Below are 21,343 nucleotides of genomic sequence, written 5' to 3' on the forward strand. Positions count from 1 at the left end.
CAGGGCACAGTACAGGACAATAGCGGCTTTACAGCAACAGGCAGACGTAGAAAATGCAGCAGTGGGATGTGATTGTTATCGGCGCCGGGGCAGCCGGGTTAATGTGTGCCATAGAAGCCGGTAAGCGCGGTCGTAAGGTACTGGTGCTGGATAATGGCAAACGGGTTGGCCGCAAAATATTAATGTCTGGCGGTGGCCGCTGCAACTTTACCAATATGTATGCGGGGCCGGAAAATTTCTTATCGCAAAACAAACACTTTTGTAAATCAGCGCTGAGCCGCTACACCCAATGGGACTTTATCGCTTTAGTGCAAAAACACGGCATTGCTTACCACGAGAAGACACTTGGCCAGCTGTTTTGTGACGATACTGCCAAAGATATCGTCGATATGCTGCTGAGCGAGGCCAAAGCGGCCAATGTGCAGATTGCGTTGCAGCAAAACATTACCGCGGTCAGTTTCGCTGAGGGCCTGTATAGCATTAGCACACCAGAGCTAAGCCGGCAGTGCCACAGCTTAGTGATCGCCACCGGTGGTTTAAGCCTGCCGAATTTAGGTGCCACTGCTTTTGGTTTCCAATTAGCCGAGCAGTTTGGCTTAAAAGTGTTACCGCTGCGCGCTGCGTTAGTTCCCCTTACCTGGCAACCAAGTGATAAAGCAGTGTTTGAGGAAATAAGCGGTGTGTCCTTGCCGGTAACGGCTGAAGCCAACGGCACCGTCTTCCCGGAAGATATGCTGTTTACCCACCGCGGCTTAAGCGGGCCGGCAATACTGCAAATTTCCAGCTACTGGCAACCCGGTGATGAGGTGGTGGTAAATATGGCACCGCAAACCGACTTAGTTGAATTTCTAACGGCACAGCAGCAAGCCCACCCGGAGCAGGAAGTAAAAACGGCGCTGGGTAAATTGCTGCCCAAACGGCTGGTAGAAAAGCTGCTGGCGCTGAATGTTTTTACTAATCAGCCGCTAAAAGCACTAAACCCAAAAAGCATTCAGCACATCGCCGACAGCCTGCATGGCTATATATTTAAACCCAACGGCACCGAAGGCTACCGCACCGCAGAAGTCACCATCGGCGGTGTCGATACCGATTATTTATCGTCAAAAACAATGGAAGCCAAACAGCAGCCGGGCTTATATTTTATCGGCGAAGTGGTCGACGTTACCGGTTGGCTTGGCGGCTATAACTTCCAATGGGCCTGGGCCAGTGGTTGGGTAGCAGGGCAGTATTGTTAGTACGCTAACATCTTAAGGACAGATAGTGAAAAAACTCTCCAAAGTACAACTTAAACAGCAGGCCGCGGTATTGGATGCGGTAACGGCACTGGAGCAGCTGGCGCTGGCGGAATTACCGGGTGTGCTGCAGGCCTGGTTTAGTCTGGAATATGAAGCCTTTCCCGGCTCGCTACTAGTGCGGCTGCAGTTTGCTGAGCAAGTTATGCTGGATGATGCCCAGCCGCAGCTGCTGCAATGGCAAAAACGCTTAAGTGGCTTATTGCTAAAAAAGGGTGTGGTGTTAAAAGATATGCGTAAACATTTGGTGTTTACCCTAAATAGCCCTGATGATTAGCGCTGATAACGATAGGTTGCTTAAACCATGATGAAATACACCGTTGGCGCTTATGCCGCCTCACCAAACCAAAGTAGCTGGGATGCGGCGCTGGAAACCGCGTTTTATGCCGCGCTGAAAACGCTGCCTAACCTGAAGGGGTTGGAACACCCGTTTTTAGGCCGTTTACACCCGCATGATGATGACTGGTTTTTAGCCAATATCGACCCACAGTGGGACTATGTGTTTACCTGTATTCCCGGCATTATGAACGCGCTGTCGCACAACCCGCAGTTTGGTCTGGCGTCAGAGGATGCAGAGGGCCGCCAGGCAGCGCTGGCTTTTATGCAGCAAGCCTGTGCCGCTATTGGCAAACTTAACGCGCATTTAGGCCGTCAGGCGGTGACTGCGATACAAATTCAAACCGCACCGGCGCGGCATAAAGCGCCGTCTTCTAAAGCGGCACTACTGGCATCGCTTGAGACGATGCTGAGCTGGGACTGGCATGGCGCCCGGATCCTGATTGAGCATTGTGATGCTTATGTGCCAGAGCATATGCCATCAAAAGGTTTTTTAGCGCTAAGCGATGAGCTGGCGGTATTAACAGAAATTAACCGCAGCGTGCCGGCGCAGCAACAGTTGGGTGTGGTGATTAACTGGGGCCGTTCGGTGTTTGAAACACGCCGGGCTGAGGGTGCACTTGAGCATATCCACCAGGCGAAAGCCGCCGGGCTGCTTAGCGGTTTGATGTTCTCTGGCGTGTCAGACAAAGACAGTGATTTTGGTGCCTGGCGTGACAGCCATCAGCCGCCGCAGCAAAGTGCTACTGTGCCATACGGTGAACCCGGCAGCTGGATGAGCGAGCAAACGATGCATCAGTGCCTGGCAGCCGTTAAAACGGAGCCGTTATTGGTACTGGGCGTGAAAATTGGCATCCGGCCACACAGCGCCGGTATTGACCAGCGTATCGCCACGATAAGCGATACGCTGGCTATTTTAGCGCGGTTTTTTACGGCTTAGTTGGCCTTAGTGCGGTATTTCTCGTACCAGGCCAGCATATATTCCACTTTTTCAATCATGCGGCTGGGTTTGTTCGAAATGCCGTGTGGTGAGCCCGGAATGCGCACCAGTGCCGTGTCGACGCGGCGCAGTTTCAATGCCTGATAATACTGCTCTGATTCAGACATCGGGGTGCGCCGGTCGGCTTCACCGGTGATCAGTATGGTGGGAGTGGTAACATTACCCACCAGGCTCAGTGGTGAGCGCTGCCAGTAATGCTCTACATGCTCCCAGGGCACACCAGGGAACTGATGAAAGGTTTGGTAGGTGTAGCTATCACCGGTTAACACCTTACTTAACCAGTTAATCACCGGTTTTACTACGGCAGCTGCCTTAAAGCGGTCAGTCAGGCCAATGGCATAGGCCGTGGCGATGCCCCCGGCCGAGCCGCCGCCGATAAACAGGTTATTTTCATCGATAAAACCCAGCTTTAGCATCGCATCTACGCCGCTATTGTGGTCGGCAAAGTCTTCCGGTGAGCTGTATTTATTGTGTAACAGCATGGCAAAGCGCTCGCCATACGATGAACTACCGCGATGGTTATCATAAAACACCACATAGCCTTCTTTGGCGTAGCGCTGCATTTCAGCGCTCCACTGCGGGCCATAGGCCAAATGCGGGCCACCATGAATTTCCAGTAATAGCGGGTATTTTTTCGCCGGGTCAAAATCCGGCGGCGTCAGATACCAGCCCTGAATTTCTTCACCGTCAAAAGAAGACTTGTAGGTGATTTCATGCACCTTTGCCAGCGTCTTATGGCCAAGCAGGTCTTCGTTTAGCGCAGTGAGTACACGGCTTTTGCCTTTTTGCAGCACGGCGACATCGCTGGGGCGTTCACTGGTGCCGTGGGTGTAGGCAATAACACCGTTGTCTGATACCGAATAGCTGCCGCTTAAATAGGGTTGCGGCTGGCTAACGCCACCTAAGCTGGCGGTCAGTTCGGTTAGCTTACCTTTAGTGGTTAAGCTGGCCAGTTTACGCTGGCCTCTGTCGTCAAACTGCACCACTAAGCTGCTGTTTGTCAGCCAATTAGCTTGCGCTATGCTGCGGTCGAAATCGGTAGCAACATCGCTGATGGCTTTGCCAGCCAGGTTGAGTATTTTTAGCTTGCTATTGCTATACGGCACCAGGGCATTGCTTTGCCATAAAAAAGCCAGCTGTTTGCCATCGGGTGAGAATACCGGTGAAGACTCGTCGCCCGGCAGGCTGGTCAGTTCTGTCAGCTCAGCACTGGCTAACGTGAGCTGATACAGGTTGGCATCGCGCGGTTGATATTCCCACTCTGGGTGTAAATTAGCGGCAAACACCAGCGCTTTGCTGTCTGGCGTAAAGCTTAGGTCGCTACCATAGTTAAAGTCGCCCTGGGTGAGCTGGCGCGCAGTACCTCCGCTGGCCGGCAAGACAAAAATTTGCCGGAACTGTGGCTTTAAAAAGCCCTGGCCGTCGGCCTGATAACGCACTCTGTCATACACAGTGGCACTGTCTGACCACTTAGCCCCCGCAGGCTTTGCCACCCGCTTCACTTTTTGCTGCATCTCGGCGGCGGCGGCGGGCATATTCATGGTAAAAGCCAGCTGGTTGCCATCGGGTGACCAGACCAGATTAGCCGGGCTTTGCTGCAGGTTGGATAATTTGGCAGTGCGGTTTGCTGTTAACCAGTGCAGATGAATTTGCCGCGAGCCGCTGCTGTCTGAAATAAACGCCAACTGGTTGCCATCGGGTGACCAGCGCGGTGAGCTGTAGTTAAATTGATCGGCAAACAGGGCCGTTTGGGTGCCACTTTTTACATCCAGCAACCACAAACTGCTGCGGGTGCTGTCAGTCATAATGTCATTGCTGGCACGAACATAAACAATTTTGCTGCCATCGGGCGATATCTGCACCTCACTGGCATATTCCAGCGCAAAAATATCTTCGGCTTCAAAATAGCGGCTGCTGGCAGGTTTATCTGTAGCAAGGAGCGGAGTGCTGCTGAAACTCAGCAGTAAAGTTGCAGCGAGCGCAGTGTGGCGGAACAAGCACATATCAACCTCAGGGTAGTGTTGGCAATATGCACTAAACTACCCCTAACTGCGGACAAGCTCAAACCCGGCAGCGGCGAAGCGCCGGATCTGAGCGTTATGCCACCGCTTAACGGTGTTAAGCGCTGATACTGTCGAAAATGTGCAAAAAGGTGGGTGCCTGATTGATCGTCAGCGGCAGTTTTAAGCGCCGGGCAATCTCAGTGGCGCTAATGACGCCACGGATCTGGTGGTTATCGCGGTCAATCACCACACAGTGCTGCTCGCCACTGGATTGCAGCGTATTCACGACATCAGCAATGGTGCAGTGTTTTAACTGCTGGTAGGCCAGCGCCTTAATACGCTCGCGCGGACGCATTACGTCGGCGACGCGAATTTCATCGCGGCGGCTGCCAAAGGCAATCTGGCGCATTAACGCCTGCTCGGATAACTGCTCAACCGGCAGTATGCCTATCAGCTCAGCGTGCTGATCTACCACCAGTTTCAGCCGGCTGTGTTCTTGCTGCATCATCTCCAGTGCGGCACTGGCTTTGGTCGTAGCGCTGATGGTATTAGGTTCACTGTGCTTAAAGTCTGTTACGACCTGCAGCGCCGGGGAAGTTAAACGGGTACCGTCAAAATCGGCAGGTTGTACTAAATGATCAATGGCTTCAACGTTATATAATGCTAATGTTTTCATATTAAATCCTTAACCACCGGTAAGCAGAGGCCATACCGGCTTATTATCACTAAACTCAACAGCCAGGCTGTCAAAACAGTTGTCAGGTTAAGGTGTTACCGGCGGCGCCCGCGGTTGGCTATAACGTGGTAAGGCCTTTAGCGGCCTTGGTATATTGGCACTTAATGCTGTGCCAGCTAACGCATGCGAAATAATGGCGGGGCAGGCGCTAACAGGGGGCTGAGGTTCGTCGCTGCTATCAGGTGCCATGTTCAGCTCAGCACAAAATTGCTGTGCTGCAACGGCGTAGAACTGGGTATCGGCCAGCGGCGATAAGCGGCTGTCATGCACGGCAAACGCTTGCGGCGTACACCACAGGTTCAAAAACAGCAGTAAGGCAACACTACTTAGCCAGCGCATACGTCCTCGGGGTTATTGCTACAGCGCCAACCAGGTTAGCGCTGCAGTGATAATGGGCGTCGGCAAAGTTATCTGCAAGTTGCTGTGACAAAAAACCGCATTAATTGCGATTAAACGCTGCTTTTTTACGATACGTTTGCTTACAGCAGTGTCAGCGCGGCCTTTAGCAGCAGCGCCAGCAGGCTCAGGCCAGCCAGCCCGGCCAGATACAGCAGTAAAAACCAGACTGGTTTTGGCAGTCCGGTGTTGGCGGTTGTGCTGGTTTTAGTCATTAGTAACCCTCTTCGTAATCTTCTACTTTGCCGCGGAAGATATGATAGCCCCACAGCGTATAGGCCAGGATCAGTGGCAGAAAAATCACTATCCCCGGCAGCATAAATGCCAGGCTGCTGTCTGGCGCGGCGGCAGCATAAAAGCTGAGCTGACGCGGTAATAAATACGGATATAAGCCCACGACTAAGCCGGCAAAGGCCAGCAGGAATAGTGTGGCAGCCAGCCAGAAGGGCCGGCTTTCATGGCGGCTGTTAATGTCAGTTGCAGCGGCAAACTGGCGTTGCACCCGGCCTAAATCGCGAAACAGCAGCCGTGCGGCAATAACAGCAGTCAAAGGCAGTAACATTAGTAACACACTGTAGCTACCGCCAAACCAGCGGCTGCGGATTGGTGCCTGGCTGTACAGGGTCCACAAGCTGACCAGCAACATCGCCAGCATGACAAACAACAGTAAGCGCTGGCCATAGCGGGCCGCTTTTTGCTGCAGGGCACCGCGGCTTTTCATTGTCAGATAAGTGCAGCCGAGTAACGCATAGCCCGCCATAACCGCCAGACCGGTAAACAGGCTAAAGGGGGTCAGCCATTGCAGGCTTGATGTTTGCAGGCTGTTGCTGTCAACGCCCTGAACCAGCACCCCCAACATCAGGCCCTGACAAAATGCCGCGCTACTGGAGCCTATAGCAAAAGCGCGGTTCCACCAGATTTTCGAGCGCTGTGATTTAAAGCGGTATTCAAAGGCAACGCCGCGAAAGATCAGGCCAATTAGCATCAGCATTATTGGCAGGTACAGTAACGAGGCAATACTGGCATAAGCGGCCGGGAAGGCGCCAAATAAAATTACGCCGCCAAAAACCAGCCAGGTTTCATTGCCATCCCAGACATGTGACACCGAGCGCATTAAGTGATCGTGTTCCGCCTCGCTGTTAAACCAGGGATATAAAATGCCAATCCCCAGGTCAAAGCCATCCAGCAGCACATACATTAAAATAGCAAAGCCCAGCAGCAAAAAATAAAACAACGGTAAGCCAAGTTGCAGTTCCATGATATTACTCCTGTGCCGGTTTAAGTTGTTTTGCCAGCGCTACCGCATAGCCTGCGGCTTTTACACCGATACGCTGTTGCTGCAGTTGCTCAAGCGACGGAGGCCCTTTTTTAATTAACTTGTGCATAAAGTACAGGTACACAGCGAACAGCAGGCTGTAGGTAATAACAAATAAGGTCAGCGACAACAGCACCCGCTCCGGCGGCAGCGGTGATACCACATCAATAGTGCGTACCAGCCCTTGCACCAGCCAAGGCTGCCGGCCCACTTCAACCACATACCAACCGGCCAGTACAGCCAGTATGCCGCTGGGCGCCAGATAGCTGCACAGTGTTAAAAAACCGCGGCTGTGATACAAAGTGCCACGCCAGCGCAGATACGCCCCGGCAACGGCAACCAGGATCATCAGCAGGCCGATGCCAACCATCAGCCGGAACGAGAAAAACACCACGGCAACGTTAGGCCGTTCATCAGCTGGTACCGCTTTTAACCCCATCAGCTCGCCGTCGGCATCATGGGTTAAGATCAGGCTGGCCAGCTTGGGAATACCAATCTCAAAATGGTTTTTTTCTGCCTGTCGGTCAGGAATGGCGAACAGCAGCAGCGGTGCGCCGCTTTCACGTTCGGGCCAGATCCCTTCCATTGCAGCCAGCTTTACCGGCTGATGTTGTTTAACATTCAGGCCATGCAAGTCGCCGACAAAGGCTTGCAGCGGTGTCAGCACTAACGCCAGCCACAGCGTCATCGACAGCCCTTTGCGAGCCATGGCTTTGTGCTCGCTGTGACGCAGTTGCCAGGCACTGGTGGCCAGCACCACAAAGGTGGCGGTAATAAAGGCGGCCAGCAACATATGGCTAAACCGATAGGGCATTGACGGGTTAAAAATAACCTGCCACCAGCTTTCTACCTGAAACACGCCATCAACAACAATATGGCCGGCCGGAGTGTGCATCCAGGAATTGGCCGCGATGATCCAAAATGCCGAGATCCAGGTGCCAATGGCCACCACCACAGTGGCGAAAAAATGCAGCTTAGGCCCAACACGCTGCCAACCGAACAACATAATGCCTAAAAAGCCGGCTTCGAGAAAAAACGCTGTCAATACTTCGTACGCCATTAACGGGCCGATCACCGCGCCGGTCAGGCGGGAGAACTCGGAAAAGTTAGTGCCAAACTCGTACGACAATACGATGCCGGATACCACCCCCATACCAAATGTAATAGCAAAGGGCTTGATCCAAAATTTCGCCAGTTGCAGATACAGTGGGTTTTGCGTTTTTAACCACAGGCCTTCCCAGATCGCAATCAGCGTTGCCAGGCCAATAGTGATAGACGGGAAAATAATATGAAAGCTCACCGTAAAGGCGAACTGCAGGCGTGAGAGCAGCGCAGCGTCCAGTTCCATATTAACCCCGCCGCTGTTGCAGGTAACGCCAGATGGCGGGTGCCAGGGCAACCGCTATTATCAGACTTAATGTCAGGATTTCACCCACTATAATACTCGTATTCATATTCTTGCCTGTTACTGCCTAACCTATAGTGGTAAAGCAAGATGTTTACCACTTTGTGAGTATTTGCTTTATTTATTGATTTATATCATTTTTTATTTTTTAACTTGCGCCGAATGTAAACAGAGTTTACGATCCTGAGTCCATAGAGTTGTAAACGAGGTTTACATTGGCAGTGTCGTTTGCGTTTGAAATCAGCATGTGGCTAACCAGCGCCTGCGCGGTGTTACTGGCGGGTTGGTTACTGTGGCAAGGCCAGCGGCAACAAGCGATGCCAGCGCTAGCCGGTTTTGCTGCCATGATGGCGCTGTGGTGCAGTGGTCACATTGCCATAGTGCACCAACAACCGGCACTGGGAATAGCGCTGGTCTTAGCCAACCCGCTGATGCCAATGTTCTTTTTGCACTTTTCTCTGCAGTTTGCCGCAACCAGGCCACGGCGTTGGCTGCTGCCGCTATTGTACAGCCTAACGCTGCTGTTAATTGGGCTAAGCTGGCTGGGCGAAGGCGGAGCGGTGCAACAAACCGCCGGCTTTGACGCTTTTTTTGTGTTCTCGGGTATCGGTTGGCTAAACCTGCTATACACCGTGCTATTAGGTATAGCGGCGCATGCAGTGTTGTGGCAGGGCTGGCGCCGGCATAGCGGCAATAAGCGCCGCTCAATAGTGGCGATGTTTTTAGCCGGCGGCTGGGGCTTGCTGTTGGCAACCAGCTTTGTGTTTCCGTCGCTAGGGCTGGATTGGTATCCGTATCCGATGCTGTTGCTGCCAAGTTATCTGTTGCTATTGGTGTATGGCGTGGTGCGTTATCAGGTACTGGCGATCAATGCCTTTGCCAATAAAGCCCTGTTGTGGCTGGCGATGTTATTGCTGGTGCTGGCGCTGATGGCATTGGTCAGTGCCTTACTGGGCCAGTTGGGCATGCAGGCGCTGTCAGCCGTGCCGGCCAGCCAGTTATGGTTGTATTCTGCGCTATTACTGCTGCTGTCAGCGGCTTGCTACCGGCCACTGGCAGCGTTGGCGCAGCGCCTTATTTATCCGGGCTTACAGTTAAATGACGTGTTGCTGGCACACTGGCGTTCGCAACTGCAACAATGTAGCAGTTGGCAAGCGTTGGCCAGTCTGGCCAGCCGTTTGCTTGGCGGACAGTTACGTCAGAGCGTAAGCATAGTGTTACCACAGGCGCAGACACCAGAGGCCGCGCTGCAAATTCGCTGTCTGCGTGATGCAACTGGCTGGCGTTATCAGCTGCATGGCTGGGATGATGTAACGCCCGGTTATCGCTTGCTGGGTGAAGTCTTTGCGGCCTTATTGCTTGGCAGTTGCACCAGCCTGGAGCAGTCATTAAAGCTGGCAGAAGCTGAACGCAAACGACTGGATCAGCAACATCTGGTCGAGTTAGGGGCATTATCTGCGGCGATGGCGCACGAGTTGCGTAACCCGTTAAATATTATTGCCATGGCGGCCGCCAGCAGTGACAGTGCCACGCGCCAGCATATCCAGCAGCAATTAAAGCGGGCAGACCGGCTGATTGCCGATTTGCTCAGTTATGCCGGCCAGTTGCAACTGCAGTGCAGCCAGGTGCCGCTAAAGCCGCTGCTGCAAAGTATTATCAGTCAGCAAGACTGGCAGGGCGTACAGTGTCAGCTGCAAGTACCAGAGCAGCTGATGCTGCACGCTGACAGTTACCGGTTGCAGCAGGTGTTGATTAACCTGTTGGATAACGCGCTGGCGTTTTGCCGCCATCAAGCGGGGGCGAAAATTTGTATTGCCAGTCAGCAACAGGGTAATGGTTTGCTGCTGTATATACACAATAATGGCCCGGCAATACCGGCTGCGCATCAGGCGACCTTATTTCAGCCTTTTGTCAGCAAACGTGCCGGTGGCAGTGGTCTGGGGCTGGCCATAGTGCGGCGTATTATGCAGGCCCATGGTGGCGCGGTCAGACACCGAACCGATTTGGGCTGGCCGGTAAGCTTTGAACTGCAATTTAACCAACCACAGGACAGCAAACAATGAATAACGGCCGGATTTTACTGGTAGATGATGAACCGGCATTTTGTCAGCTGGCGCAAAGCTGGTTGCAGCAAAGTGGCTATCAGGTACAAACCGCCGCTGATTTAGCCAGTGCCCGCCAGCGGCTATCAAACTTCAATGCTGACCTAATTTTGCTGGATTTATCCCTGCCACCGCAGTTTGACCCACAGCATACGTTAACGGCACTGGCGGAGTTTAACAGCCGGCCGGTGATCATTCTTACCGGCCATGCCCAGCGGCAACTGGCGCTGGATGCCATAGCGCTGGGCGCCTGGGATTTTATCGCCAAACCGGTCGACCCGGACTTATTAGCCGTGGTGATCCGCCGGGCGCTGAATAAACATCAGCTGGATACGGAATTAAAGCAGCTAAAGCAACATAGCAGCAGTGGGGTGGCGCGGTTAATTGGCGTGTCAGCGGCGATGGAAGCTACGCGTACCCTGATTCAGCGCATAGCACCGACCGATGTGCGGGTACTGGTAACAGGCCCGTCCGGTACCGGTAAAGAAGTGGTCTCCAAAGCGTTACATGAACTAAGCCGGCGTGCGGCTAAGCCATTTGTTTCGGTACACTGTGGCGCTATTCCGGCAGATTTACTGGAAAGTGAACTGTTTGGTTATGTAAAAGGTGCCTTTACCGGTGCCGATAAAGACCGGCCAGGCCTGCTGAAGCTGGCAGACGGTGGCACCTTGTTTCTCGACGAGATTGGTGAAATGCCGCTGCCGATGCAGGTTAAGCTGCTACGGGTGCTGCAGGAAGGTACCTTTTTTGCGGTCGGCGGCCGCGAGCAGCAAAAAATTGATGTACGGCTGATTTCAGCGACTAATGCCAATCTGCCTGATTTGGTAAAAAAAGGCTCGTTTCGCGAAGATTTATACTACCGTATCAAAGGTATTACGCTGGAAACGACGGCCTTGAGTGAGCGGCCACAAGATATTCCATTATTATTGCAGCATTTTCTTGAGCAGCATATCAGCCAGCATGGCATCAGGCTACGGCTGGACAGTACAGCACTAAGCTGGTTTTTGCAGCGTGACTGGCCGGGAAATATCCGTGAGCTGAAAAATACGCTGGAAAGCGTCGCTGCGGTAGCGCAGGGTGGGGTGATTAGCATGGCGGATATCAGCCTGCTGCACCCGGAGGCGGTGAATAATGGCGATAGCGGACCGTTGTTGCATGCGGATAACCTGCAGCTTGAGCCAGCAGTACAACAGTTAGAAATCCGCCTGATTAAGCAGGCGATGCAGCAGGCCAACGGCAATAAAAGCCAGGCCGCACGGCTGCTGGGGTTGTCGCGCCAGGGCCTGCTAAAGAAAATTGACCGCTACCGGCTAAGCGTCTAAGGTAGTGGCAAATATAGGGAGAAGTACATGAAAGCGGTAGGTTATCAACAGTCATTAGCGGCCAGCGATCCTTTGGCACTGCAGGATATTAGCCTGCCAAAACCCGTTGCCAGTGGCCGGGACATACTGGTACGTGTTGAGGCGGTATCGGTTAATCCGGTCGACACTAAAGTACGCCGGCGCGCTGAGCCGGAAGCCGGGCAGTATAAAGTGTTGGGTTGGGATGCGGCCGGCGAGGTGGTTGACGTCGGTGCTGAGGTAAGCTTATTTAAACCCGGCGACAAAGTGTATTACGCCGGCTCACTGACACGCAGTGGCAGTAACAGCGAGTATCAGCTGGTAGATGAGCGCCTGGTGGCGATTATGCCGGATAATTTGAGCTATGCTGAGGCGGCAGCCTTGCCGCTTACCGCTATTACCGCCTGGGAGCTGTTGTTTGACCGGCTGGAAATTCAGCAAGCCAGTTTAAAACACCCGCGGCCGGTGCTGCTGGTTACCGGCGCCGCAGGTGGTGTTGGCTCAGTACTGGTGCAGCTGGCGCGTCAGCTTACTACCGCCACTATTATCGCTACCGCCTCACGGCCAGAAAGCAAGCAATGGGTTACCGAGCTTGGCGCGCACTATGTGCTTGATCATAGCCAGCCGCTGTTGCCACAGCTTAAAGCGCTGGATTTAAGCTGTGTCAGCCATGTTGCCAGTTTAACCCATACCGAGCAGCATTATCCTGAGCTGGTACAGTTACTGGCACCGCAGGGCAAACTGGCGCTGATTGATGATCCGGCGGGCGGTTTAGATATAATGCCGTTGAAACAAAAAAGTATTTCGCTGCATTGGGAGTTTATGTTTACCCGTGCCATGTTTGACACCCCGGATATGATCGCGCAGCATCAGCTGTTAACCGACCTTAGCCGCTTAATTCAACAAGGCCAGGTGAAAACCACCTTAAAGCAAACGTTGGGCAGCATTAACGCCGCTAATTTACGTCAGGCACATCAGTTGCTGGAAAGTGGTACTGCTATAGGTAAAGTGGTGCTGGCAGGTTGGTAAGCTGTTGCAATAAAAAATGGGGGCAGAGAACTCTGCCCCCATTTTTTTGGGTGCCAATTTTTAGAGTTGGTATTGCGGGATAGCCGCAGTAACTTTTTGCAGATATTTCCGGGTTTCCTCGTAAGGCAGCCCGGCGACCAGACGCTGATATACCTCTTCGGGTGATAATGTATTAATCACGGCGACGGCGGCGGCGATACGCTTTTTTTGCTCCGGGTGAAACACCGATGCGACATTACCGGCACCAGTATTGTAAGCGGCAATAGCGCAATACAAGCGGCTGGTTGGATTGGTAATGCCAGCCAGATAGTTTTGCTGCAGCAGGTTAATGTAGGCGCTACCAAAGACGATGTTGTCATCGGGTTTAAACAGCTGCTCAGCACTGGGCGGCTGTTTGCGTTTAAATACCCGGGTGTTTACGTCTTTGCCGGCGCTTTCCGGCACAATTTGCATTAAACCAAAGGCTGGTACCGGTGATTGTGCCAACGGGTTAAAGCTGGACTCGACCTGCATAATGGCCAGCAATAAAGCGCTATCCAAATTATACTGTTTGGCTTGCTGCTGCACCGTTGGCCGATACGCTTGCGCCCGGCGCTGGTAGATATTTTTACCATCCAGGCGAATAGTCACGCGCTTTACCCTTTTACTGCTGGCGTCATTGCTGGCAACGCTGTCGTTAGCCGGTTTAGCGTGTTGCGCCGTGGCAGGCTGAACACTGACGTCCTCTACCCGGGTTTCGGCCACTGGCAGGGGCTGGCCAGCTTGGAGCTCTGGTACCAAGGTTTGCGCCAGAGTGCGGGCGTCCTGGTTGCTAACATCCTGTAGCAAGGGATCGGCAGCGGCAATAGTGCTGATACTCTGGTTGACCAGCTGCAGCGCTTGCTGCTGCAGCTGCTCGGTGCTACTGCTGTTTTCGTCAGCTAACACCTCGACCCGGATTTCCTGCAGCGCAAAATCGACCACCGTTTTTTGGCTCAAATCAGCAGAATAGGCCACATAGCTGTCCTGGTCTGATAGTTCGCTGCCGCTGCCCCACTGTTGCTCTACCTGCTGCTTAAAGGCCTGATAACGCTGCAAATAGGCAGCGCTGAACGACTCATAGCGTTGCAGATGCTGCGCTTTCCACTGTTCGTAGTCTGTTTGTTGCGCGTGGGGAAGGCTGCAGCCAAACAGCAACAACCATATTGGCCAGTGCCTGGGCTTCACTGTAGGTTCTCCGCTGTTTTGTCCAGCGCTGCGTCAGCCTCTTGCAGCAGGAATTTACGGTATAACTCCGGGTTTTCCTGATCCACCGTCTGGCCCAGTAACTTGTCGATGTTTTCTTGGTAAGCCGCATCATTAATACCGACCAGCACGTATAAACCGCCGTTTGGGCTAACCTGGGTGCGGTAGGTACGGCTAAACACCAGCTCCATCGCGGTGACGTTTTTTTGTATCCGCTGTATGGTATCTTTCGACAGCGCCTGCTCATTGCTTAACTGCTCTGTGGTTAGCCGTGATAAACGGCTGGCCACTTCAGTACTAAAAGAAGCTGCCAGGCGACTTTTGGCTTCGGCTTCGGCAACATCTTTCATCATGCCCGGGCCAGAAGCCAGCTTGGCAGAATAGCCCACCGCCTGCATAAAGACGCCTTCTGCCGGCTGATCGCAGATCCAGCTCGGCGCATTTGTCGTCGGCGCATCCGGATAGGTACAGCTGTCATAACTGAGTTTTTTGTCGGTGGAAGCACAGGCTGTCAGTAACAGCGCTGAGCACACTAGTACGCTATAGTTTTTCATGCTGCGGCTCCTTAAAATAAGCTCAGGCTTTTATGACAGCTGCCCAACAGGGAGTAATAACCTTCAGGGCAGCGGTCGTGCTCAACTTTTACCACATCGCCCAACATCAGTTTGTTAATTTCTGCCGCTTTCTCGACTAAAACATAAGAGCCATTGCTATCAATGGTGTTGGTGATTTCACCGCTGGTTAGCAGTACTTCTTCTACCGATTGCTCGTTGGTCAGTGGGTTAGTGCGCATTTCACGACGGTAGAAATTGACCTTCATGCCTTCTTTGGCGCCTTTAATGCTGCTTAGCGTGGTGCGGAACAAGGCTTCGTTCTGCTCACCCGGTACCTGGCGACGTTCAATCACGTAGTAAGGCGGTACCAACTCGTTTAACAATTTAAATTGATTTTCCACTATGGCGGTATTGGTTGCGCTGGCAATCAGGCCTTCAGCGTTCGCCGTTGAGATAGGGCACTTGCTGTTGCTGGTTTCGGTGCTGCTGCTGGCTGAGCCTTCAAAGTCGTAAGTGCCAATGGGGATCATATCCGGTAAGCGGTATGCCCGTACGTGCATTTTAGTCTTGCCACTGAAACTGCATTTGGCCGGCGTGGTATGGCTTTTACCTTTTTTGTCGGTCCAGTAATCACGCTCGCTAAATGAGCTGCCAAGATCAGCACTAACCACTTTTACCATAATGGCAATATCGGCCGCCTGTAAGCCAGAAGTACGGTATTTACCGGTTTTCTCTGCTACCAGCAGTTCACTGCGCATCTTGGCGGCAATATCGCGCTCAATCACGGTATTACCGGCTTTAAGTAAGGCTTGCTCCAGGCTGGCATAACCGTTGCCGGCGACAATAGCGTGCAACTGCTCGCTCATTTCAAATGGCAGCAGCACTACTTTTTGTTCTTGTTTTAATTCCTCTGCTGTGGGGGCCATCGGTGCCATTGGGATGTTAACCACTTGGGATGTGGCTACATCTGGTGTCGTTTTACAGCCTGCAAGAAGTGCCAAAGCAAGCGTGGTTACAGCCAATTTTAGTTTTATCGTCATTAGTGATGTCCTTATTGTCGGTAAAAATTTATAGCGGCAGTTGTAATAGCTGCCATAAACCCATTTGCTGAATCTGATTAACAATACTGTTCAGGCTGCCGGCGTCGGCAGATTTATAGCTGGCAACAGAAGTCACCTGGGCGCTGAGCTCCTGGCTGGCCAGCAGCATATTGTGTTGCTCCAGCTTAATAAGCACAGTGGTATCGCTGACAAATTCGCCAAACATAGTGTCGTGTTCTGTCTGGTAATCGTAATGCAGTGTTAACTGGCAATTAGCCCGGCACAGTGTCAGGCCGGGCGAATTCAGCTGTTGCTGCAGCGCTTGGGTCAGCTTGGGCTGGCTGCCTTGTACCACGATAGTCAGCGGTTTTGTCTGCAGCAGCTGCATCAGCTGATGGTGCAAATCGGTGGCTGGTGGGGTACCGTCCAGTGCATACAGCTGTAAGCTCAGGTTACGGCTGGTGGCGGCTTCGTTCAGCGCCCGGCTTACTTCCAGCCACTGGCTAAAATTGGCAATGTTGTTGCGCTCTACCAAAGGTTGCAGTTTGTTACGCTGGCTGCTTAATTGCATACGCCACATATCAGACAGCTTGTTACGGTCAAGCTCAACCAAAGCAAACACCCGGTTAGCTTGCTGTGTGCTTTTTAGCAGCTGAAAATGGCTTAGTTCAGTGTTATTGCTGGCGCTGTTGATCTGGCGGCGAACCGTATCGTCATAAGCAACGCCGGTGTCCTGGGTAATTCTTTGCAGCGACGCCGATATCCGGGTGCTGAGTTTTCCGGAAATATCCGCCAGCGCTTGTTGCTGCGCCAGGGCCAGTGTTTGTCCTTCGCCCAGGCCATAAATAGCGCTGTCAGTATCGGCGGGGGGTGTTTGCCACCAGTCTGTGGCATTGGCGCAGGCAATCTGCAGTAGCAGCAACGGCGCAAGCAGCCCCAGTTTCAATGCATGCATAGTGGCTATTCTCCTGGCTGAAAATACGCTTTGTATTCGTAACGCGTTAACAGCATATCTGCAGCCTGTTCCAGCGTTATTTCACCCAGCGCGTAAACATTGGGTATTAAGGTCGCGCGCAGGGCCGTGCTAAGCTGCAGCAAGGCGTCATCGTCATAGTCTTGTAGCAGCAAATCATTAAGTTGTTGTAACGTGGTTTTATCCTGCTCAGCGGTTGCTCCGTACTCAACAAAGCCAAGCTGGCGCTCAAAAAACAAGCCTTCACGGCCCAGGGTTTGTGGTTCCAAATAATAGCGTAAATTTGTGGTATCTGTGCTGAAACTGCCGGCAAAAGGCTGATAAGCTGCCAGTGGTTGCTGGCCAAGCGTGGTATCTGAAAAGGCAACAGGCGGCATAAAGCCCGGCTGCAAGCTGACAACCAGATAACCCACTACCCGTTGTTGCCGCACCGCCAGCGCTAACAAAAATTTGGCGTCGTGGTAGTAACGATACTGTAAATCGGTTTCTGGCTGTTTGACTTTGATTAAGCGGGCATCGCCAAATACGGTTTCCAGATAAGTCAGATTAGCACCTACTCTGACTTCGCTTAGCTTGTCCAGCTCAACTTCGTCAGTGAAATGGGTGATAAAGCCTTCATAAGCACTGGTAACAATATCTTTGGTATCGGCCCATTGACCGAGCGATATCATAACGGCTGCTATGGTAAAAACCACAGATTGGGACTTTTTAAAAAACGAGTTTCCGTTTATACCAATCACATTCAATCCTTACTACCTGCGTATGTGAATGTTTACGATGGCGACATTATTAACATAGTTATCTGATATAGGAAACGTAAAGACGGCAGGTTTTTGCGCTAAATCAAGGGTTTTTATGCGATGTTAGGATATGATTTTTTGCTATCTAATTGATTTAAAATAATTAAAATTAATTTTTATTGAATATGAACTTAGGCTGAATATTTTTGGGTAGTGAATGACAGAGGCAGCTGTGCTACCTCTGTTTTTGCTGATCAGGCAATCTGCTGGTCATCGTTAAAGCCAGTGTACCAGGCTTTAAACAGGACTTTTTCTAATGCCTGCTGTAAGGCGTCATTAATCGGTAAATGCTTTTTGCCCAGTTCGTAATCCAGTTCATTCACCTGCTCTTTGGCCATCACCATCAAAGGTGGAGGATCGGACTGCATGGCAATAAGAGTGTCCTGATAGGCTACAACCTTATCACTTTTAATCACCTTGCATACCGACAATGCCGTGCTACCGGTTTTGTCGCGGTAGCCGGCTGCGCCAAACACGCGGCAAATACTCGGGCGCTGCTGATACACACTGCATTGCCCCTGTTTGCCGTCAAACGACAGCTTTTGATAAAAAAAACAGCCCGCAGGCTCTGTTAACTCTTCGAGTTGTGTCAGTGTTTGTTCTGCCTTACCTTGATCGAACAAGTGTAACGCCAGCGGCAACATTTCCAGCACCGTCGCTTCAATCGTCGGCTGCAAACAGCACTCACCACAACCGCTGCGGCAGGTTAAACCACGCTGTTGTTGATAGGCTGAAAATGTGTCCGCCATTTCGCCATACACAGCCTCAACACGACGCGATAATTCACGCAGCCGTTGCATAAAGACTCCGAACGAAATAACTGTATAGTTAGGGTTGCCTGTTAAGGAGCGACGAAATGTCGCCCCGGCATTGTACTGAGTTGCTTAATCTGTCAGCAATAGGGCACAGCAAATATATTTTTATAGCAGCAAATTATTCAGTGGTTGCGGCCGGGCTATGGCATAGCCTTGTACATAATCTATCCCCATAAGTTGCAAGGCGGCACAAATAGCATCGGTCTCGGCAAACTCGGCCACCGTTAGCATATTCATCGCTCTGGCAACGTCGTGAATGGATTTGACGATGGCTTTATCATAAGGGTCATCGAGTAAGTCGCGCACAAAATGGCCGTCAATTTTGACAAAATCGGCCGGGAAGTGTTTCAGATAGCTGTAAGAGGAAAAGCCACTGCCAAAATCATCCAACGCAATTTTACAGCCCTGATCACGAAAATGCTGAATAAACGCCAGGGTATTTTGTAGGTTAACAATGGCCACGCTTTCGGTTATTTCGAAACAGATACGGGCATAGGGCACCTGATAGGTTGTAAATAACTGTTGTACATCATCTTTAAAGGCCGGATCCAGCAACGAGCTGCCTGACAGGTTGATGCTGCACAGCGATAACTGCTGCAAGTGCTGCGGATGCTGCTGTAACCAACGAAAATAATGCCGGATCACCCAGCGGTCAATCTGTGGCATCAGGCCATACCGCTCAGCAGAGCTTAAAAAGCTGGCCGGTGTAATAAGGTTGTCACCATCGCTCTGTAGGCGCAGCAGCAGCTCATATTGCTGGCCGTTGCCGGTTCGCTGCAACGGTTTAATGGTTTGCTGGTACAGCACAAACTTATCTTCCTGCACCGCCTGACGCAGCTGAGTTACCCACGATACTTCCGCCTGATGGCGTTGCGTGTCCAGGTCGTTTACATCAAACAACTGAATACGGTTACGGCCTTTTTCTTTGGCAATACTGCAAGCCGCATCGGCTTTTTTCAGCACGCTGTCGGCACTGTTGTCATCCGGGGTGATTTCGGCAATGCCAATGCTGATACTGATACTGTGGATACTGTCTTGCCAGATAAAACGGAATTCGCGAATGGCATCCAGCAGCCGGTAGGCAAGTGAGAAGGCTTCGTTGGCATGTTTGCCGGCCAGCAAAATACCAAATTCATCGCTGTCCAGCCGCGCGAGCGGGCCGTTGTGGTGGGCGGTGCGTTTTAACACTTCTGCCAGCTGCTTTAGCAGCGCATCGCCAGCGCTGTGGCTGCAACTGTTGTTAATCAGCTTAAACTGGTCAATATCCAGGTAAAGCACACAGCCTTTATCTGCGCCTGTCTGTTCGCATAACGCCTGTAGCTGTTTGTCAAAATAGTAACGGTTGTACAGTGCGGTTAGCGCATCATGATTAGCCAGGTAAGCCAGTTGTTCATGCGCCAGTTTCTGCTCAGTAATATCGATAACTGAGCCATGAATAAAGGCGGTGCGGTTGCTATCTGATGGTGCCAGCTGCACTGACATCAAGGCCCAGAACGGGCTGTTGTCGCCACGCAAGCCGCGGATCTCGAAGCTTTTGCTACTGCCTTGCTCCAGCTGTTTTAGCATATATTGCCGCTCGGCCGGATCAGCATAAAAACGCGCCATGCCGGTACCGGCAATCGCCTGCTTTAGCTCGTCCAGCGTGGTGTAACCTAAGATGTTCAGTAGCGCCTGGTTGGCATTTTGCAAGCGGCCATCCAGTGTCGTGGTAAACATGCCTTCTACGGCATTATGAAAGATATCATGATAATGCTGTTGCTCTTTTGTCGTCAGGGGCTGCTGTTCTTGCGGCAACTGCGATTTATGTATATTAAAACTGGTCAGAGCCAGGCTTAGCAGTATTAATGAAAACAACAGATAAGCCCAGTTAAAATCGCCGTGCAAATACCCCGCTTGGTTTAGCGTGAGCAGCAAGGCGCCGATTAGCGTAAACACACAGGCCCAGATAAAGCTGCGTGCCAGCCGTTGGCCTTGCAAACTGAGTTTTAACGCCAACAGCAGGTTACTGCCCAGCACCCAGCCAAGCGCCAAAAATAACAAAAACAGCCTGAGCGGGCCGTTGGCGTACAAGGGGCTAAACAGCAGCAGCAAGGCGCTAGCGCTGCTGATCTGGCTGCACCAGTACCACCATCTGCCGGACAGGTTTTGCAGCGCAAAGCGCATAAATAAGTTTAGGCACAACAAGCTGGCCCCGACGGCAATATACAAAATGGACTGATTAATTTCAGGGTAGTCCGGCCATAACAGGGCGAAGGCCATACCGTTCAGAATCGCGACCACCAGGGCAAAACTGGCAAAAAAGCCACTGTAGTACAGATAATGCCGGCTATGGTGGCGGGCAAATAGCAGCAGGTTGTACAGCATCAGCAATAGCAAAATGCCCTGCAGCAAACCGTCCAGCAGCGCCTGGCGTTGCTTGGCTGCGGCAAAATCAAGCGGTTGCCATAGCAAGACTTCGCTGGGAATAATGGCGGCATCCTGTACTTTAATAAATACATCGCTGTCAGCATTGGCCGCCAACGGCAGCGCTACGGCAAAACTGCGGTATGGCAACGCCCGTTCGCTATAAGGGTACGCATTACCAGAGCGGTTGAGCAGGCGGCTATCCTGGCTTTGCCGGTCTACCTGATAAATTTCTACTTTATCGGCCAGCGGGAAATCATACTCCAGTACAGGCTGGGCAGCTTTGTTGCTGTCGTTTGCGATACGGGCAAATAACCAGATGGCCTGGTGCTCTGCAAACAGTACCCGTTGCTCGGGCGTCAGCAACCTGAAACTGTGGTGATAGGCCGGATCAGACAGCAGTTCGTCCAGTGTCATGCTGGCCGGCGTCGCCAGATAGTACAGTTGTTGCAGTTGTTGGCGCGGTGTCTGTAAATTAAGGTGGTTACTCTGGGCGTGAAAAGCCGCAGCGCTGGTACTGCACAGCCACAACAGCAGCAGGCCTGTATAAACGGCAACTTTCACGGCCGGTGCTCCTTGC

19 protein-coding genes are annotated in these 21,343 nt (G+C 52.1%); 6 read left to right on the forward strand and 13 right to left on the reverse strand.

Annotated elements, in window-relative coordinates:
- The first annotated feature begins 53 nt into the window (after positions 1–53).
- The 3 genes from EYB30_RS02290 to EYB30_RS02300 are packed head-to-tail and all read left to right on the forward strand — an operon-like array spanning position 54 to position 2,568.
- Entirely contained in the window at positions 54–1,235 is a 1,182-nt protein-coding gene (locus tag EYB30_RS02290; protein ID WP_166836630.1) for a BaiN/RdsA family NAD(P)/FAD-dependent oxidoreductase, read from the forward strand.
- A 25-nt stretch (positions 1,236–1,260) separates the two neighbouring features.
- A complete protein-coding gene (locus EYB30_RS02295) occupies positions 1,261–1,569 on the forward strand; it encodes a hypothetical protein (RefSeq protein WP_166836632.1) in 309 nt (102 codons plus the stop codon).
- A 27-nt stretch (positions 1,570–1,596) separates the two neighbouring features.
- Positions 1,597–2,568: a DUF4862 family protein gene (locus EYB30_RS02300; protein ID WP_206674545.1), complete on the forward strand. Its 972-nt coding sequence runs from the start codon at positions 1,597–1,599 to the stop codon at positions 2,566–2,568.
- On the opposite strand, the gene EYB30_RS02305 is transcribed toward EYB30_RS02300, so the two are convergent.
- The 6 genes from EYB30_RS02305 to EYB30_RS02325 all read right to left on the reverse strand — a co-directional run bounded on the left by EYB30_RS02305 (position 2,565) and on the right by EYB30_RS02325 (position 8,426).
- Positions 2,565–4,631 carry a S9 family peptidase gene (locus tag EYB30_RS02305; RefSeq protein WP_166836637.1) on the reverse strand — a complete coding sequence of 689 codons (2,067 nt, stop codon included), beginning with the start codon at positions 4,629–4,631 and terminating at the stop codon, positions 2,565–2,567. The genes EYB30_RS02300 and EYB30_RS02305 overlap by 4 nt on opposite strands.
- 115 nt (positions 4,632–4,746) lie before the next feature.
- The gene (locus EYB30_RS02310) at positions 4,747–5,307 is read right to left on the reverse strand and encodes a CBS domain-containing protein (RefSeq protein ID WP_166836639.1); all 561 of its coding nucleotides are present in this window, start codon (positions 5,305–5,307) and stop codon (positions 4,747–4,749) included.
- A gap of 87 nt (positions 5,308–5,394) precedes the next feature.
- Positions 5,395–5,706 carry a hypothetical protein gene (locus EYB30_RS02315; protein ID WP_166836641.1) on the reverse strand — a complete coding sequence of 104 codons (312 nt, stop codon included), beginning with the start codon at positions 5,704–5,706 and terminating at the stop codon, positions 5,395–5,397.
- Positions 5,707–5,846: 140 nt separating this feature from the next.
- Positions 5,847–5,978: a hypothetical protein gene (locus tag EYB30_RS18705; protein ID WP_277816709.1), complete on the reverse strand. Its 132-nt coding sequence runs from the start codon at positions 5,976–5,978 to the stop codon at positions 5,847–5,849.
- Positions 5,978–7,021: a cytochrome d ubiquinol oxidase subunit II gene (gene cydB / locus EYB30_RS02320; protein WP_166836644.1), complete on the reverse strand. Its 1,044-nt coding sequence runs from the start codon at positions 7,019–7,021 to the stop codon at positions 5,978–5,980. Before cydB ends, EYB30_RS18705 begins: the two co-directional genes overlap by 1 nt.
- Before the next feature lie 4 nt (positions 7,022–7,025).
- Positions 7,026–8,426, reverse strand: a complete 1,401-nt coding sequence (locus EYB30_RS02325; RefSeq protein WP_166836647.1) for a cytochrome ubiquinol oxidase subunit I — start codon at positions 8,424–8,426, stop codon at positions 7,026–7,028.
- Positions 8,427–8,704: 278 nt separating this feature from the next.
- Here EYB30_RS02325 and EYB30_RS02330 point away from each other — a divergent pair, with 278 nt between their 5' ends.
- The 3 genes from EYB30_RS02330 to EYB30_RS02340 are packed head-to-tail and all read left to right on the forward strand — an operon-like array spanning position 8,705 to position 12,954.
- Positions 8,705–10,546 carry a sensor histidine kinase gene (locus EYB30_RS02330; protein ID WP_241697937.1) on the forward strand — a complete coding sequence of 614 codons (1,842 nt, stop codon included), beginning with the start codon at positions 8,705–8,707 and terminating at the stop codon, positions 10,544–10,546.
- Positions 10,543–11,907: a sigma-54-dependent transcriptional regulator gene (locus EYB30_RS02335; RefSeq protein ID WP_166836654.1), complete on the forward strand. Its 1,365-nt coding sequence runs from the start codon at positions 10,543–10,545 to the stop codon at positions 11,905–11,907. The genes EYB30_RS02330 and EYB30_RS02335 overlap by 4 nt, the downstream gene beginning before the upstream one ends.
- Before the next feature lie 27 nt (positions 11,908–11,934).
- Positions 11,935–12,954: a zinc-binding alcohol dehydrogenase family protein gene (locus EYB30_RS02340; RefSeq protein ID WP_166836657.1), complete on the forward strand. Its 1,020-nt coding sequence runs from the start codon at positions 11,935–11,937 to the stop codon at positions 12,952–12,954.
- A gap of 60 nt (positions 12,955–13,014) precedes the next feature.
- Here the strand turns inward: EYB30_RS02340 and EYB30_RS02345 are convergent, their stop codons facing one another.
- The 7 genes from EYB30_RS02345 to EYB30_RS02375 form a co-directional block, all read right to left on the reverse strand.
- Entirely contained in the window at positions 13,015–14,160 is a 1,146-nt protein-coding gene (locus EYB30_RS02345; protein WP_166836660.1) for a transglycosylase SLT domain-containing protein, read from the reverse strand.
- The gene (locus EYB30_RS02350; RefSeq protein ID WP_166836664.1) at positions 14,157–14,732 is read right to left on the reverse strand and encodes an LPP20 family lipoprotein; all 576 of its coding nucleotides are present in this window, start codon (positions 14,730–14,732) and stop codon (positions 14,157–14,159) included. The genes EYB30_RS02345 and EYB30_RS02350 overlap by 4 nt, the downstream gene beginning before the upstream one ends.
- 11 nt (positions 14,733–14,743) lie before the next feature.
- Positions 14,744–15,772: a hypothetical protein gene (locus tag EYB30_RS02355; protein ID WP_166836666.1), complete on the reverse strand. Its 1,029-nt coding sequence runs from the start codon at positions 15,770–15,772 to the stop codon at positions 14,744–14,746.
- Positions 15,773–15,800: 28 nt separating this feature from the next.
- Positions 15,801–16,727 carry an LPP20 family lipoprotein gene (locus tag EYB30_RS02360; RefSeq protein WP_166836668.1) on the reverse strand — a complete coding sequence of 309 codons (927 nt, stop codon included), beginning with the start codon at positions 16,725–16,727 and terminating at the stop codon, positions 15,801–15,803.
- 5 nt (positions 16,728–16,732) lie between these two features.
- Complete coding sequence (locus EYB30_RS02365) at positions 16,733–17,416, reverse strand: ETEC_3214 domain-containing protein (RefSeq protein WP_166836670.1); 684 nt, start codon at positions 17,414–17,416, stop codon at positions 16,733–16,735.
- A gap of 323 nt (positions 17,417–17,739) precedes the next feature.
- Positions 17,740–18,345, reverse strand: a complete 606-nt coding sequence (locus EYB30_RS02370; RefSeq protein ID WP_166836672.1) for a YkgJ family cysteine cluster protein — start codon at positions 18,343–18,345, stop codon at positions 17,740–17,742.
- A 120-nt stretch (positions 18,346–18,465) separates the two neighbouring features.
- The gene (locus EYB30_RS02375; protein ID WP_166836674.1) at positions 18,466–21,327 is read right to left on the reverse strand and encodes an EAL domain-containing protein; all 2,862 of its coding nucleotides are present in this window, start codon (positions 21,325–21,327) and stop codon (positions 18,466–18,468) included.
- Positions 21,328–21,343 lie beyond the last annotated feature (16 nt).

Origin of the sequence: Rheinheimera pleomorphica, from assembly GCF_011634895.1 — a bacterium.
Lineage (GTDB): Bacteria > Pseudomonadota > Gammaproteobacteria > Enterobacterales > Alteromonadaceae > Alishewanella > Alishewanella pleomorphica.

Bases quoted from the DNA above. Each gene is read 5' to 3' on its own strand.
- EYB30_RS02290 (WP_166836630.1), top strand. From the start codon at position 54: ATGCAGCAGTGGGATGTGATTGTTATCGGCGCCGGGGCAGCCGGGTTA.
- EYB30_RS02300 (WP_206674545.1), top strand. From the start codon at position 1,597: ATGATGAAATACACCGTTGGCGCTTATGCCGCCTCACCAAACCAAAGT.
- EYB30_RS02305 (WP_166836637.1), bottom strand. From the start codon at position 4,631: ATGTGCTTGTTCCGCCACACTGCGCTCGCTGCAACTTTACTGCTGAGT.
- EYB30_RS02310 (WP_166836639.1), bottom strand. From the start codon at position 5,307: ATGAAAACATTAGCATTATATAACGTTGAAGCCATTGATCATTTAGTA.
- EYB30_RS02315 (WP_166836641.1), bottom strand. From the start codon at position 5,706: ATGCGCTGGCTAAGTAGTGTTGCCTTACTGCTGTTTTTGAACCTGTGG.
- EYB30_RS18705 (WP_277816709.1), bottom strand. From the start codon at position 5,978: ATGACTAAAACCAGCACAACCGCCAACACCGGACTGCCAAAACCAGTC.
- cydB (WP_166836644.1), bottom strand. From the start codon at position 7,021: ATGGAACTGCAACTTGGCTTACCGTTGTTTTATTTTTTGCTGCTGGGC.
- EYB30_RS02325 (WP_166836647.1), bottom strand. From the start codon at position 8,426: ATGGAACTGGACGCTGCGCTGCTCTCACGCCTGCAGTTCGCCTTTACG.
- EYB30_RS02335 (WP_166836654.1), top strand. From the start codon at position 10,543: ATGAATAACGGCCGGATTTTACTGGTAGATGATGAACCGGCATTTTGT.
- EYB30_RS02340 (WP_166836657.1), top strand. From the start codon at position 11,935: ATGAAAGCGGTAGGTTATCAACAGTCATTAGCGGCCAGCGATCCTTTG.
- EYB30_RS02350 (WP_166836664.1), bottom strand. From the start codon at position 14,732: ATGAAAAACTATAGCGTACTAGTGTGCTCAGCGCTGTTACTGACAGCC.
- EYB30_RS02355 (WP_166836666.1), bottom strand. From the start codon at position 15,772: ATGACGATAAAACTAAAATTGGCTGTAACCACGCTTGCTTTGGCACTT.
- EYB30_RS02360 (WP_166836668.1), bottom strand. From the start codon at position 16,727: ATGCATGCATTGAAACTGGGGCTGCTTGCGCCGTTGCTGCTACTGCAG.
- EYB30_RS02365 (WP_166836670.1), bottom strand. From the start codon at position 17,416: ATGATATCGCTCGGTCAATGGGCCGATACCAAAGATATTGTTACCAGT.
- EYB30_RS02370 (WP_166836672.1), bottom strand. From the start codon at position 18,345: ATGCAACGGCTGCGTGAATTATCGCGTCGTGTTGAGGCTGTGTATGGC.